At 63.6% G+C, this 14851-nt stretch carries 10 protein-coding genes; 1 reads left to right on the top strand and 9 read right to left on the bottom strand.

What is annotated here, in order from left to right; translation table 11 throughout:
• Nucleotides 1-5: 5 nt before the first annotated feature.
• Together FJW04_RS08365 and FJW04_RS08360 are read right to left on the bottom strand one after the other, a co-directional pair.
• On the bottom strand, nucleotides 6-3365 hold the full coding sequence (locus FJW04_RS08365) for a transglutaminase family protein (protein WP_140713494.1): 3360 nt from the start codon (nucleotides 3363-3365) through the stop codon (nucleotides 6-8).
• A gap of 114 nt (nucleotides 3366-3479) precedes the next feature.
• Nucleotides 3480-4673 carry an acyl-CoA dehydrogenase gene (locus FJW04_RS08360; RefSeq protein ID WP_140661831.1) on the bottom strand — a complete coding sequence of 398 codons (1194 nt, stop codon included), beginning with the start codon at nucleotides 4671-4673 and terminating at the stop codon, nucleotides 3480-3482.
• A 103-nt stretch (nucleotides 4674-4776) separates the two neighbouring features.
• Here FJW04_RS08360 and FJW04_RS08355 point away from each other — a divergent pair, with 103 nt between their 5' ends.
• On the top strand, nucleotides 4777-5688 hold the full coding sequence (locus FJW04_RS08355) for a LysR family transcriptional regulator (RefSeq protein ID WP_015315938.1): 912 nt from the start codon (nucleotides 4777-4779) through the stop codon (nucleotides 5686-5688).
• On the opposite strand, the gene FJW04_RS08350 is transcribed toward FJW04_RS08355, so the two are convergent.
• The 7 genes from FJW04_RS08350 to FJW04_RS08315 all read right to left on the bottom strand — a co-directional run bounded on the left by FJW04_RS08350 (nucleotide 5689) and on the right by FJW04_RS08315 (nucleotide 14758).
• The gene (locus FJW04_RS08350) at nucleotides 5689-8013 is read right to left on the bottom strand and encodes a Tex family protein (protein ID WP_140713492.1); all 2325 of its coding nucleotides are present in this window, start codon (nucleotides 8011-8013) and stop codon (nucleotides 5689-5691) included.
• 365 nt (nucleotides 8014-8378) lie between these two features.
• Nucleotides 8379-9560: a serine hydrolase gene (locus tag FJW04_RS08340; RefSeq protein ID WP_140713490.1), complete on the bottom strand. Its 1182-nt coding sequence runs from the start codon at nucleotides 9558-9560 to the stop codon at nucleotides 8379-8381.
• A 32-nt stretch (nucleotides 9561-9592) separates the two neighbouring features.
• Entirely contained in the window at nucleotides 9593-10789 is a 1197-nt protein-coding gene (locus FJW04_RS08335; protein ID WP_140713488.1) for a serine hydrolase, read from the bottom strand.
• 67 nt (nucleotides 10790-10856) lie between these two features.
• A complete protein-coding gene (locus FJW04_RS08330; RefSeq protein WP_140661827.1) occupies nucleotides 10857-11885 on the bottom strand; it encodes an extracellular solute-binding protein in 1029 nt (342 codons plus the stop codon).
• Between the two features lie 44 nt (nucleotides 11886-11929).
• Nucleotides 11930-12742, bottom strand: a complete 813-nt coding sequence (locus FJW04_RS08325) for an ABC transporter permease (RefSeq protein ID WP_140661826.1) — start codon at nucleotides 12740-12742, stop codon at nucleotides 11930-11932.
• Nucleotides 12735-13664, bottom strand: coding sequence for an ABC transporter permease (locus FJW04_RS08320; RefSeq protein ID WP_246671855.1), 930 nt, complete (start codon nucleotides 13662-13664; stop codon nucleotides 12735-12737). Before FJW04_RS08320 ends, FJW04_RS08325 begins: the two co-directional genes overlap by 8 nt.
• Nucleotides 13664-14758 carry an ABC transporter ATP-binding protein gene (locus tag FJW04_RS08315; RefSeq protein ID WP_140713486.1) on the bottom strand — a complete coding sequence of 365 codons (1095 nt, stop codon included), beginning with the start codon at nucleotides 14756-14758 and terminating at the stop codon, nucleotides 13664-13666. The genes FJW04_RS08320 and FJW04_RS08315 overlap by 1 nt, the downstream gene beginning before the upstream one ends.
• Nucleotides 14759-14851: the final 93 nt, after the last annotated feature.

The following is a 14851-nucleotide window of genomic DNA, read 5'->3' as shown; positions in this document are numbered from 1 at the left end:
TCAGATCACAGTCTTGGTGGACGCCTGAGGTCAAGGGTCATCGGGAAATCTTCCGCCGGCTGTTCCTCGCGCAACACATAGCCCGAGGGTGTGTGGCCGCGCGGTTCGAAGCGAGCGAGCCGTCGTGCCTCCGCCTCGTTGCCGTTGACGGGGAAAGTGTCGTAGCTGCGCCCGCCGGGATGCGCGACATGGTAGACGCAGCCGCCGATTGCCCGGCCGGACCAGCGGTCATAGATGTCGAACACCAGCGGCGTGTTGACCGGCAGCGCCGGATGCAGGCCCGAGGCCGGCTGCCAGGCCTTGAAGCGCACGCCGGCCACCGCGACCTCTCTGTTGTCGGTAATCCTCATCGGCACGATGCGGCCGTTGCAGACGATCGCATGACGCTCCGGGTTGAGGCCTTCGGTCCTGACCTGCAGCCGTTCGACCGATGAATCGACGAAGCGCACGGTGCCGCCGATCGCGCCCTGCTCGCCCATCACATGCCATGGTTCCAGCGCTTGCCTGAGCTCCAGCTTGATGCCGGCATGCTGCACCTCGCCGCAGAAGGGAAAGCGGAATTCGAGCTGGGCATCGAACCATTCGGGCCGGAAGTCGAAACCATTGAGCTTGAGGTCGTCGAGCACGTCGAGAAAGTCCGCCCAGACATGGTGCGGCAGCATGAAGCGATCATGCAGCGAGGTGCCCCAGCGCGCGAAGCGCCCGTCGAGCGGGTTCTTCCACGCGCGGGCGATGATGGCCCGCACCAGCAATTGCTGCGCCAGAGACATGCGCGCATTGGGCGGCATCTCGAATCCGCGGAATTCGACAAGGCCAAGCCGGCCAGTCGGACCATCCGGGGAAAACAGCTTGTCGATGCATATCTCCGAGCGATGCGTATTGCCGGTGACGTCGGTCAACAGGTTGCGGAACAACCGGTCGACCAGCCATGGCAAGGGTGCGGCACCCTGGTCGGGATGCGGCACCTGCGCCATCGCGATTTCAAGCTCGTAAAGAGAGTCGTGCCGCGCCTCGTCGAAGCGCGGCGCCTGGCTGGTCGGGCCGATGAACAGGCCGGAGAACAGATAGGACAGCGAGGGATGCCGCTGCCATTGCAGCACCAGGCTCTTCAGCAGGTCGGGCCGGCGCAGGAATGGGCTGTCATTGGGCGTGGCGCCGCCGACCACGACATGGTTGCCGCCTCCGGTGCCAGTGTGGCGGCCGTCGATCATGAACTTGTCGGCGCCAAGCCGCGTCTGCCGCGCCTCGTCGTAGATCGCCGTCGTTGTCGCCACGCAGTCCTGCCAGTTCGAGGCAGGGTGGATGTTGACCTCGATGACGCCGGGATCGGGTGCCACGCGGATGACGTTGAGGCGCGGGTCATGCGGCGGACCGTAGCCCTCGATGTGCACGGGAAGGCCAATTGCCTTTGCCGCGTTCTCGGCGGCGGCGACGAGTTCGAGATAATCCTCGAGCGCCTCGACCGGCGGCATGAACACGCACAGCCTGCCGTCACGCGGTTCGACCGACAGTGCCGTGCGCACCGCGCCGCCGATCTCGGTGATCTCCTGCTCGACGCGCTCCTGCTGGCCGGTCGTCGCCGTGAACGAGGCTGCCTGCTGGCGACGGGCCATTTCGTCGGCGCCTTCGAGTTCCGCAGGAGCGGCCGCTGGCAAGATCGCTTCGCGCACGGGCAAAGGGCCACGCGGCAGCGACGGATCGACGGGCACGATGTAGGGGAATTGCGCCGGCGGCACATAGGGCAGCGTGCCCAGTGGGAGACGATAGCCGACCGGGGAATCGCCCGGGACCAGGAACAGCCGGCCGCGCCGCGTCTTCCATTTCTCCGAGCGCCAGCGCGGATCGGAGGCCTGGCTGTTCCAGCGTTGCACCGGCAGCACATATCCGGACGGCTTGGTCAGCCCGCGTTCGAAGACACGCGCCATGCGGCTGCGTTCCTCCGGATCTTCGAGTTTCGAATTCGACGGGTCGACATTGTCGGGCAGCTTGCCTTCCTTGAGCAGCCATTCGGCCGGATCCTCATAGGCTTCGCTGACCATGGACGTGTCGATGCCGAGTTCGCCGGCGATCGCCGTCAGCAGGCTTTCGGCTTGTTTCGGGCCGATATCAGCCGAACTATCTTCCCGCGCGATCAGCGACGGGTCGCTCCACACCGGCTCGCCGTCGGCGCGCCAAAAGAGCGAAAACGTCCAGCGTGGCAGGCTTTCACCGGGATACCACTTGCCTTGGCCGTAGTGGAGAAAACCGCCGGGCGCGAAACGCTCGCGCAGCCTGCGGATCAACGCATCGGCTTTTTCGCGCTTGGTTGGCCCAACGGCGGCGGTGTTCCATTCGGCGGCCTCGAAATCGTCGATCGACACGAAGGTCGGCTCGCCGCCCATGGTCAGCCGCACATCGCCGGCCGCGAGCGCGGCATCGACCTTGTTGCCGAGCGCATCGAGCGCCTGCCAGCTCTCATCCGAGAACGGCTTGGTGATGCGCGGATGCTCGGCGATACGGTCGACCCGCATCTCGAAGCCGAACTCGACATTGGCAAAGCTCGCCATGCCGGAAATAGGCGCCGCATTGCGGAAATGCGGTGTGGCGGCCAGCGGAACATGGCTCTCGCCGGTGAGCAGGCCCGAGGTCGGATCGAAGCCGATCCAGCCGGCGCCAGGAAGATAGACCTCGCACCAGGCGTGCAGGTCTGTGAAATCGACCGCTGTGCCGGCCGGCCCATCCAGCGCGACAAGATCGGGCTTGAGCTGGATCAGGTAGCCCGAGACGAAGCGCGCGGCGATGCCAAGATTGCGCAGGATCTGCACCAGGAGCCAGCTTGAATCGCGGCAGGAGCCCTTGGCCGCTGCCAGCGTTTCCTCCGGCGAGAAGACACCGGTTTCCATGCGCACGATATAGGCGATCTCGCGCTGCAGGCGGGCATTGAGATCGACGAGGAAATTGACCGTGTTGGGCGCGCCGCGGTCGACGGTTTTCAGAAACGCCTGGAGCAGCGGCCCGGCCGGCTCCGGCGTGCGGTAGATGGCGAGGTCGTCACGGATCTCCTCGGGATAGTCGAACGGGAACGCCTCGGCCGACGGTTCGACGAAGAAGTCGAACGGATTGTAGACGGTCATGTCGGCGACGAGGTCGACCTCGATCTTCAGCTCCGTCACCGGCTCCGGAAAGACGAAACGGGCAAGGAAGTTGCCGTAAGGATCCTGCTGCAGATTGACGAAGTGGTTCGCCGGCTCGACCTTGAGCGAATGGCTCAACACCTTGGTGCGGGAATGCGGTGCCGGCTGCAGCCTGATGATTTGGGGCCCGAGAACCACCGGCCGGTCGTATTTATAGTGGGTCAGGTGGTAGACGGCTGCCAGAATTGCCATGGGGCCCCGGAGATCGGCGTTTCATCAGCCGAACCCTGACACATCTGGCCGCCATTCTCCAAGCGGATGTTGCGGTGCACCTAAATTAAAGAACCGCTTGCCGGCTTAAGTCGCTCAAAAGAACGCCTGTATCCCCGTCTGCGCCCGTCCCAGGATCAGCGCGTGCACGTCATGCGTGCCTTCGTAGGTGTTGACGGTTTCCAGGTTCTGCGCGTGGCGCATGACGTGATAGCCGATCTGGATGCCGTTGCCGCCATGCATGTCGCGGGCCTGGCGGGCGATGTCGAGCGCCTTGCCGCAATTGTTGCGCTTGACGATCGAGATCATTTCCGGCGCCATCTTGCCTTCATCGAGCAGGCGCCCGACGCGCAAGGAGGCCTGTAACCCCAGAGCGATCTCGGTCTGCATGTCGGCGAGCTTCTTCTGGTAGAGCTGGGTGCCGGCCAGCGGCTTGCCGAACTGCTTGCGGTCAAGCCCATATTGGCGAGCGCGATGCCAGCAATCTTCCGCCGCTCCCATGGAACCCCAGGAGATGCCGTAGCGGGCCCGGTTGAGGCAGCCGAAGGGTCCACCGAGGCCCTTGGCGTTGGGTAGCAGCGCGTCCTCGCCGACCTCGACGCCTTCCATCACCACTTCGCCGGTGATCGAAGCGCGCAGCGACAGCTTGCCGCCGATCTTCGGCGCCGATAGCCCTTTCATGCCTTTCTCCAGCACGAAACCGCGGATCTCGTCCTTGCCGTTCTCGCCCTTCAACTTGGCCCATACGACGAACACGTCGGCGACCGGCGCGTTGGAAATCCACATCTTGGAGCCGGAGAGCGTGTAGCCGCTGGCGGTCTTTTCGGCGCGGGTCTTCATGCCGCCAGGATCGGAACCGGCATCCGGCTCGGTCAGACCAAAGCAGCCGATCCATTCGCCGCTAGCGAGCTTGGGCAGATATTTCCTGCGCTGTTCGTCCGAGCCATAGGCATGGATCGGGTACATCACCAGCGACGACTGCACCGACATCATCGAGCGATAGCCGGAATCGACGCGTTCGACTTCCCGCGCCACCAGACCGTAGGTGACATAGCTGGCGGCGAGGCCACCGAACTCTTCCGGAATGTTGATGCCGAGCAGGCCGGCCTCGCCCATCTCGCGGAAGATCGCCGTGTCGAAGGTCTCGTTGAGATAGGCTTCCTCGATACGCGGCGCGAGCTTGTCGGCGGCAAAGGCGGCAGCGCCATCGCGCACCATGCGCTCGTCTTCCGAAAGCTGGTCCTCGATCAGGAACGGGTCTTCCCACACGAATGCATTCTTGTCGGCCATGGCTTCTCGATCCTTGAAACAGGTGAAGCCCGGCTTATCGGCTCGTGGCCTGAAAAAATCAAACGAAATTGCTTCGCGGATCAATGAGCGTTAGGAATGAATCATGAGTGTCCAGCGCCGCCTTTTGCCCAATATCAGCGCCCTTGCCGCCTTCGAGGCCGTGGCGCGGCTTGGCTCCTTCACCGCCGCCGCCCAGGAATTGGACCTGACCCAAGGCGCGGTCAGCCGCCAGGTCAGGCTTCTGGAAGATCAGTTCGGCCGGCAGCTGTTTGAACGCGACAGCCGCAATGTAAGGCTCTCCACGGCAGGTGAAATCTACGCCGAAGCGGTACGCTCGGCGCTTGGCCAGTTGCGTGACGCAGCCCTTGGATTGATGAGCAATCGGCATAGTGGGATCTTGAATCTTGCCATTCTGCCGACTTTCGGTACGCGTTGGCTGATGCCGATGATCCCCGATTTCGTCGAGAACAATCCCGACATCACCATCAACTTCGTCACCCGCGTCGGGCGCTTCGACTTCGCACGCGAACGGTTGGATGCCGCCATCCACTATGGCCTCCCGGACTGGCCGGACGCCGACTCGACGCTTCTGGTGCGCGAGACGGTGGCGCCGGTGGTGTCGCCCGACTTCCTCGCCGGCCGCGCCATCGCCACGCCGGCCGACATTGGCCGTTTGCCGCTGCTGCACATGACGACGCGCCCCGGCGCCTGGAGCGAATGGTTCGAGCATCAGGGCCTGAGCGCGCCGACTGGGCCTGGCATGCAGTTCGAGCAGTTCGCCACCGCCGCCCAGGCTTGCATGGCGGGCCTCGGCGTGGCGCTCTTGCCGCAGATTCTCATCGAGGGCGAACTGCAGCGCGGCCAGCTTGTGCCCGCGCCAGGCCAGCCGATGCAAAGCCGCAATGCCTATTACCTCGTCGTCCCCCACGACAAGCGCGGCTATCCGCCGGTTGCCAGTTTCCGGGACTGGCTGCTCGGCCAGCTTGAGAAGGAGCCGGCTGTTCTGGCGTGGTAGCTACTTTCGCTTCAGCGCGTCCGCCAGCGCGGCGCCGAACGCACCTTGCTGTGCCGGCCGCTCCGGCTGGCGTTGCGGCGTAGGCCCGCGTGGCGCCGGCCTGCCGCCGCCATTGTCGCGCGGCCCGCTCCTCGAGGCACCACCCTCGCCGGCATCCTTACGCATGGAGAGCGCGATGCGCTTGCGCTTGATGTCGACTTCGACGACGCGCACCTTGACCACGTCGCCGGCCTTGACCACCTCATGCGCGTCCTTGATGAAGCGGTCGGCGAGCTGCGAGACATGCACCAGCCCGTCCTGGTGCACGCCGATATCGACGAAGGCGCCGAAAGCGGCGACATTGGTTACGGTGCCTTCCAGCAGCATGCCGGGCTTCAAATCCTTGATCTCGTCGATGCCATCGGCGAAGGTCGCCGTCTTGAAGCCGGGACGCGGATCGCGGCCGGGCTTCTCCAGCTCCGCCAGAATGTCGCGCACCGTCGGCAAGCCGAACCGCTCGTCGACGAAGACGCGCGGGTCGAGCGCCTTGAGCGCGGCACTGTCGCCCAAAAGCGAACGCACGTCGCGGCCGCAGGCGGCGACGATCTTCTTGGCCACGCCATAGGCCTCCGGGTGCACCGACGAGGCATCGAGCGGTTCGCTGCCATTGGCGATGCGCAAGAAGCCGGCGGACTGCTCGAACGCGCGCGGTCCAAGCCGTGCCACCTTCAGCAGATCCTTGCGGCTGGCGAACGGGCCGGTCGCATCGCGATGCGCGACGATTGCATCGGCGAGCGACGCGCCGAGGCCTGAAACCCGCGCCAGCAACGGCGCCGAGGCGGTGTTGAGGTCGACGCCGACCGCGTTGACGGCGTCCTCCACCACCGCTTCCAGCGAGCGGCCGAGCCGGTACTGGTCGACATCGTGCTGATACTGACCGACGCCGATGGATTTCGGCTCGATCTTGACCAGTTCGGCCAGCGGATCCTGCAGCCGTCGCGCGATCGACACCGCGCCGCGCAGCGACACGTCGAGGCCGGGGAACTCGGCGGCAGCCGTCGCCGAGGCCGAATAGACCGACGCTCCCGCCTCGCTGACGATCACCTTGAGCGGCTTCGGGCCGCCGTCCGAAGGCATGTCGGACAGCATGTCGGCGACCAGCTTCTCCGTCTCGCGGCTGCCAGTGCCGTTGCCGATCGAGATCAGCTCGACCTTGTGCTGGCGGATAAGCGCCGCAAGTTCGGCCTGCGTGCCACGCACATCGTTCCTCGGCTGAAACGGATAGACCGTCGTCGTCGCCAGCAGCTTGCCGGTGCCATCGACCACCGCCACCTTGACGCCGGTGCGGATGCCGGGATCGAGCCCCATCGTCGGCCTCGAGCCGGCGGGTGCCGCCAGCAGCAAATCCTTGAGGTTACGGGCAAAGACATGGATCGCTTCTTCCTCGGCCCGCTCGCGCAGGTCGCGCATCAGGTCGAGCGTCAGGTGCAGCGACAGTTTGATGCGCCAGGTCCAGCCTGCCACCTCCATCAGCCAGCGGTCGCCTGGCAGGCTGGCACCGATGGCGTAGGCGTTGGCGATCATCCGCTCGACCGGCTTCACCGGCGAGCTGTCATCGGCATCCACCTCAATGTCGAGCGACAGCACCTCCTCGTTGCGGCCGCGCAGCATGGCGAGCGCGCGGTGGCTTGGCACGGTCGCCCAACGTTCGACATGGTCGAAATAGTCGGAGAATTTCGCGCCGGCTTCCTGTTTGCCGTCGACCACCCTGGCGCGCAGGAAGGCGCGTTCCTTCATGTAGCTGCGCAGCTTGCCGACCAGATTGGCATTTTCGGCGAATTGCTCCGACAGGATGTCGCGCGCGCCCTCGAGCGCCGCCTTCGCATCGGCCACCTCGCCGGTGACATAGGCGAGCGCGACGTCCGCGGGCACCAGCGAGCGGTCGGCGAGAATGGCTTCGGCCAGCGGCCCCAATCCACGCTCGCGGGCGATCTCGGCCTTGGTGCGGCGCTTCGGCTTGTAGGGCAGGTATATGTCCTCTAGCTCCGCCTTGGTCGCGGCGCCCGCGATCTTGGTTTCAAGCTCTTGCGTCAGCTTGCCCTGCTCGCGGATCGAGCCCAGGATGGTGTCGCGGCGCGCGTCGAGTTCGCGCAGATACACAAGACGCTCGGCAAGGTCGCGCAATTGCGTGTCATCCAGCCCGCCGGTCACTTCCTTGCGGTAGCGTGCCACGAACGGCACCGTCGCCCCCTCATCGAGCAGTCCGATCGCCGCGGCCGCCTGTTCCGGCCGCGCCTTGATTTCGGCCGCGATGATGGCTGCGATGCGCTTGATGTCGGATGCCATGTCTTCCCACTCTCGTCGAAAAGAGCGGCGACCGTAAGGGTTGGCGTGCGGCCCGCCAACCACCGCGTCCTCACACGCGGCGGAGGTCCACAGGAAAGCGCGATGCGTTCACCGGATCTGGGTACCGCAGGAATTTGCCCATACTGAGATGTCTGCGCTGCCCCTCACCTGCCTGCCGGCATCCTCTCCCCGTATAGTGACGGGGAGAGGGCGCTGTCATCGCCGATTTCGCCAATCGCCAACGGTGCAAAGGGGCGCCGCGGCGTAGCGACCAGATCCCTTCTCCCCGTCACTATACGGGGAGAAGGTGCCGGCAGGCGGATGAGGGGCAGCGCCGACATCACCAATCGCACGCGACTGCCCACTTAGACCATCCGGCTCAGCGCCTCGAAAAACGCAACGATCTCGATATCCAGCGCATCGTCGACCGGCTCCGGCTGCGACGACATCTTGGCGATCACCACTTCGGTGCTGGGATCGACATAAAGCCACTGGCCATGGATGCCGATGCCGCAATAGGCGCCGTTCTCGTGTCCTGTCTGGTACCATTTGTTGCGGTAGCGGCCTTTCGGGAACAGCGGCAGCATGGCACCGCGCCGCCAAGCTTCCGAGCTGCCGCCGGTGCTGGTGGTGTCGCGCACCCAGGCCTCGGGCACGATGCGGCGGCCATTGGCGGTGCCGCCCTGCCGCATCATCTCGCCGAGGCGCGCCAGGTCACGCGGCGTCACCGAAATGCCGCCGGCGGTGCGTGCCGTGCCTTCCATGTCGACGCCGACAGAGGCCTCGCCGAGGGCGCCAAGCGGCAGCCACAGTTTCTCGCGCATCAGGTCGGTGAAGCGCTGGCCCGAGGCGCGCTCGAGCAGCAGGCCGAGCAGGTCGGAATTGGGCGAGCGGTAGCGGAAGGTCTGGCCATGCGGCTCGGCAAGCCGCTGCAGGGTAAGGATGAATTCACGCAGGCTTTCGGTGCCGCCGCCCGGATTCCACAGCGTCGCTCGGCGATAGCGGGCGAAGGCGCTTTCCGGATCGAGATAGGCCTCCTCGAAATCGAGGCTGACGCTCATGTCGAGCACATGCCGAACGCTTGCATCGCCATAGGCCGAGCCGGCTGCTTCAGGGATATAGTCCGTCACCGGCGCTTCCGGATCGAACGCCCCCTCGCCTTCCAGTATGCCGGCGATGATCGCGGTCACCGATTTGCTGATCGAGAAGATGATGTGGCGCGCGCCGAACTCCATATGCGGCGCGAACCAGTCGCCAATGATCTTGCCGCCTTTCATCACCGTCAGGGCGTCGGTGCTGGAGCGCAGGAGGAATTCAGCCACCGTCTCCGGTGCAGTCGCGACCGTGACCTTTTCCCCGAGCAAGCCGTCCATGTCTCGCCGAGGGGCTTCTGCGGCGCCGGGCGCTGCCGCCACCCGGGCGGTCGGCACCAGTTCGCCGAGATTCTGGAACGACCACCGATTGAACGGGCTCACACGCCAGTTGCCGAGCAGCACCTCGTTGCGGCGGAATCCGTATCGAGTCTCGAACGCGGTCTTGCCGGTCATGGCGTTTCCTCCCAGTCCATTGGTCATGAAGCTCAGGCAAGCGCCGCGGCGATGGCGTGCACGGCCTTCAGCGTTGCCCTGGAATAGGCCATGTTGCTGAAATCCGGCCAGGTCGACAGCTTCACCACGACTATTCCTGTGTTCCAGTCGATATGGATCAACTGTCCGAACACGCCACGGCACATCAGTGCCCGCGAGCTGGGATTCTCGATCCAGAACTGGTTGCGATAGCTGCCCTCGGGCAGGCTGGCCGAGAAATCCGGACCATGCCTGCCGGTACGCGTCGCCTCGATCCAGTCCGCCGGCACGATGCCGCCGCCATTGTCGAGGATCAGCTGGCCAAAGCGGGCGTAGTCGCGCAGCGTCGCGTTGAAGCCGCCATCGGCCAGCGCATAGCCGGCGCTGTCGACGGTGAAGCAGGCGCTTTCGTCAGCCCCGAGCTTTTGCCAAAGTTCTTCCGAGACGAGTTGCGCCAGCCGCTTGCCCGTCACCCGTTCCATGATGAAGGCGAGCACGTCCGTCTCGATCGAGCGATATTCGAACGTGGCTCCATGCGGGCGAACCGTGTCCTTCAAGCCCAGGATCAGTTCGAACATGTGCGATGGCCAGCGGAAATCCGGATCGCTGCCCGGTGGCACCGGCTTCCAGCCGGTGGCGACATCGACCTGGCCGATGTCGGAATAGCGGTCGGTGTATTCCTCCGAGAACCGCACGCCGGTGGTCATATCAAGCACATGCTGGACGCTGGCGCCGGCCCACCCGGTCGCGCTCAGTTCCGGCAGGTAGTCCGTCACTGGCTTCGCCGGATCGATCAGGCCGCGCCCGGCCAATATGCCGAACACCGAGCCGGTGACCGACTTGGCCATCGACTGCGACAGGTGCAGCGTGCGCTCGTCCATGCCGTTGAAATAGCGCTCATAGGCTATCCTGCCGTCCTTGAGCACCAGGAAGCCGTCCGTATAGGTCTCGTCGAGCAGACCGGCGAGTGTCGAAGGCCTGCCCTCGCTGTCCTCGACCGCTAGCCCGTCGAGATCAACCTCGGCGCGTTCGAGACGGTGGCGATGGCCAGCGCCGCGCCAGACTTCCACGGTCGGCAGAATTTCCCGTATGTGCTGGAAAGCCCAGCGGTTCCAGGGCGGCCTGTCCCAGTCGAGCCTCGGCGGCAGCATGGCGGGCGGCGAGCCTTGCATGATCGGCGGCCGCGGATCGCTGTTGCGGTAAGATGTCATGGAACCCTCCCCGTAAGCGCAAAGAAGGGAGGCCGAAGCCTCCCTCCCGCTGGACTTTAGACCGAACCTATTTGCGCAAATTGGTCCAGATCTTGTTGTAAATCTCCACCACATCTGGCGGACAGGGCGGAACGAATTCCGCTACCGGCGCGCCTGCCGGCGGATTGAGTTCCGGCGAATTGGCGAAATCCGGCTGCAGGAACTTGTGGCTGCCCGCAATGCCGTTGTCGTAACCGGCGAATTCCGAGATCAGCGCAGCGTTTTCCGGAGCCATGATAAAGTCCTGGAACAGCTTGGCATTGTCGAGGTTCTTGGCGCCCTTCAGCACCGCGACATTGTCCATCCAGCCCTCGATGCCCTCCTTGGGGTAGGCGTATTTGATGGCCGGGATTTTCTGCCGCGAGCGATAGGTCGCGCCATTCCACTGCTCCGTCACGATCACGTCGCCGGAGGTGATCTTGGTGATGGTGTCGTAGCTGAAGGTCTTCCATGACGGCTTGGCGGCCATCAGGATGTCGTTGACCTTCTTCAGATTGGCCTTGTCGGCACCGCAGCGCGGCACGCCGGCATAACGCTCGGCCGCATGCATGACAGTGTTGACATCGTCGAGCATATTGATCTGGCCCTTCAGCTCCGCCGGCGGGTCGAAGAGGATGGCCAGCGTGTCGATATTGCCCTTGAACTTGTCTGTGTTGACCGCGAATGCCGTGGTGCCAAACTGCCACGGCGCGGTGTAGTGACGGCCGCTGTCCCAATAGACGTCGACGAAACGCGGATCGATGTTCTTGCCGTTCGGCATCGCGTTGGGCTCTGTCTTTTCGAGCAGCCCTTCGTCGACCATAATCTTCACCGTGTAGTCGGACGGCACGACGATGTCGTAACCGGAATTGCCGGCGCGCACCTTCGACAGCATGGTTTCGTTGGAATCATAATCGTCCAGCGTAACCTTGACGTTGTACTGTTTCTCGAACTTTTCGACCAGCTTGGGATTGGTATAGTCACCCCAATTGTAGATGTGCAGCTCGCCATCGGCGAGTGCCGGCACTGCCCACATAAGCACGGCCGTCGAAACGGCCGCCATCAACTTTCTAGACATTTTTGTTCTCCTTGCCTTCCCATTGTTTGTCGTGGAGCTTTTGGTCACTTGGCGCGTCTGCGCGCGATCAGGAATGATACCGAGACGAAGAGGATCGAGACCAACAGCAGGATGGTGGAGATGGCATTGATCTCCGGCGTCATCGGCCGCCTGATCTGGTTCCAGATGTAGAGAGGTAAGGTCGTCTGGCCGGGGCCGGCGACGAGCTGCGTGATGGTGAAATCGTCGAAGGAGACGATAAAGGCGAGCGCCGCACCCGACATTATACCGGGAACAAGCAAGGGAAGTGTTATGCGCCGGAACGCATGCCAGGGCGTGGCGTAGAGATCGGCCGCGGCGGATTCGAGCGTCAGGTCCATGTCCTCGAGACGTGCCCGGATCGGCATGTAGGCGAAGGGGATGCAGAACACGGTATGGGCGAGGATCAGATTGCCGATGCCGAAATTCAGGCCGAAGGCCCCGGCGATCAGGGCGAAGAAGGACAATGTCGCCACCGCGGTTATGATCTCGGGAACCATCAGCGGCAGGTTTATGACCATGAAGGCGGCCGGAAGGCCACGCCACGGCTTCACCCGGGTCATGCCGATCGCCGCCAGCGTGGCGCAGATCGTCGAAACGATCGTCGCGCTCACCGAGATGATCAGCGTGTTCTCGGCGGCGTTGTGAAATTCCTCATTGAGCAGTGCGGTGCCGTACCAAGTCAGGCCGACGCCCTCCCAATGGGTGACAAGCGAACCCGTGTTGAACGAAAAGATCATCAGGATCAGGATCGGCACGTAAAGCACGCCAACGCATATGATGGCGATCGTGCGGAACCCCGGCTGATCCTTGATATCTACGTTGCGGGGATCAGCCATGCTGCACCTTCCCCGACGTGTTGCGAACGTAGAAGTACAGCGCCACGAGCACCGCGGCCATCAGGATCAGCGCTTGCGCGCAGCCGAGCGGCCAGTTGCGTCCCGAGCCGAATTGCTGGGCGATGAGATCCCCTATCATCAGATGGATGCCGCCACCAAGGATCAGCGGCGTGACGTAGGCGCCGAGTGCCGGGATGAAGACGAGCAGGCAGCCGGCGATGATGCCGGGCAACGACAGCGGGATGATCACGCGCCACAACACTTTGCGACGGGTGGCGTAAAGGTCATAGCCGGCCTCAACCAGCCGGAAATCCATTTTTTCCAGGCTTGAATAAAGCGGCAGGATCATGAACGGCAGAAAGGAATAGAGCAGGCCGAGTTGGATAGCGAAATTAGTATAGAGCATCGTGATCGGCTTATCGATCACACCCAACGCCATCAGCGCATTGTTGACCAGTCCTTCGTCGCGGATGATGAACATGATCGCCAGCGTACGCACCAAAAGGTTCGACCAGAACGGAATAGTGATCAAAAGCACCCACCAGTTGCGCTGCGCCGGCGGCCGTGTCGCCATGAAGTAGGCGGTTGGAAAGCCAAGCAGCAGGCAGATGACCGTCGTCACCACGGCGAACAGGAACGAGCGCAGGTAGATGATCAGGAAGTCCGGCGTGAACTGCAGCGTGTCATCGAAAATATCGCGCTGGAACAGGAAGTTCAGATAGGCGTCGGTCGAGAACTGCCATTGCACGCCGCCATAGGGCGCTGCCTGGAGAAACGAATAAACGCATATGATGATGAGCGGCAGCACGCCGAAAATGCCGATGATGATCAGCGCCGGCACGGAGAGCAATCGGTTGCGCCGTGCCGAGGCCTTGGCGGCACCTGCTTCGAACAAGGCGGCTTTTGAGAGTGCGGCTGCCATCAGTCCCTCAACACCTGTGCGGCGTCGTTGCCAATGGCAATGCCGACCTTGTCGCCCTGCTCGAAACCGCAGCCTGCGCTACGGGTGTTCTGCTGGCGGACCGTGAAGGCCTCGCCACTGTCGAGGCGGACCTGAATGTGCGTATCGGTGCCGAAATAGACGATGTTTTCGACCGTTCCGGAAAGATCACCCTTGGTCGTTGTCAGCTTGGCATGTTCGGGCCGCACCACCACGGTGGCGTTGTCCTTGGGCTGGAAGCCTTCCGCCACCGTGGCATTTATCATCGCCCCGGATTTGAGCGTCGCGCGGGCCTTTCCATCGCTGACGCCAGAGATGGCGGCGGTCAAGAAGTTGGTCTCGCCAATGAAGTCGGCAACGAAACGTTCGGCCGGCTTGTCGTAGATGTCCCAGGGCGAACCGACCTGAAGGATCTTGCCCGACGACATCACGGCGATACGGTCCGACATGGTCAGCGCTTCCTCCTGGTCGTGGGTGACGAAGATGAAGGTGATCCCGGTCTCGTGCTGCAGCCGCTTCAGTTCGATCTGCATCTCCTTGCGCAGCTTGTAGTCGAGCGCGGAGAGCGGCTCGTCGAGCAGCAGCACCTTCGGCTGCGGTGCGAGCGCCCGCGCCAGCGCTACGCGCTGCTGCTGGCCGCCGGAGATCTGGCTGGTGCGGCGATTGCTCAGCGCTTCCATCTTGACCAGCTTCAGCATCTGGGCGACGCGCGCCTTGATCTGATCCTTTGGCTTGCCCAGCATTTCCAGGCCGAAGCCGATGTTCTCGGCCACCGTCATGTGCGGGAACAGCGCATAGGACTGGAAGACGGTGTTGACCGGGCGCTTGAACGGCGGCAAGGGCGCGATGTCCTGGCCATAGAGCAGGATTTCGCCGGCTGTTGGAAAATCGAATCCGGCGATCAGCCGCAAAAGAGTGGTCTTGCCGCAGCCGGACGGCCCAAGCAGCGTGAAAAACTCGTTCTCGCGAATGGAGACCGAGACCTTGTCGAGGGCAGCGACCTGCCCCTCACCCGATCCGAAAATTTTGCTGACGTTTACTACTTCAATCGCATTCCGATCCGGTTTGTCCGGCACGATTACGCCTCACTGTTGACCCCGCTCTTGCTGGCGGAGCTGTTCCCCTGTTGGATGTGACCACACGCCCGGTATGTTGGCAAGCCCGGCATT

Source organism: Mesorhizobium sp. B2-7-3 (assembly GCF_006440715.1).
Lineage (GTDB): Bacteria > Pseudomonadota > Alphaproteobacteria > Rhizobiales > Rhizobiaceae > Mesorhizobium > Mesorhizobium australicum.
This window is presented reverse-complemented; position numbering and strand designations above follow the sequence as displayed.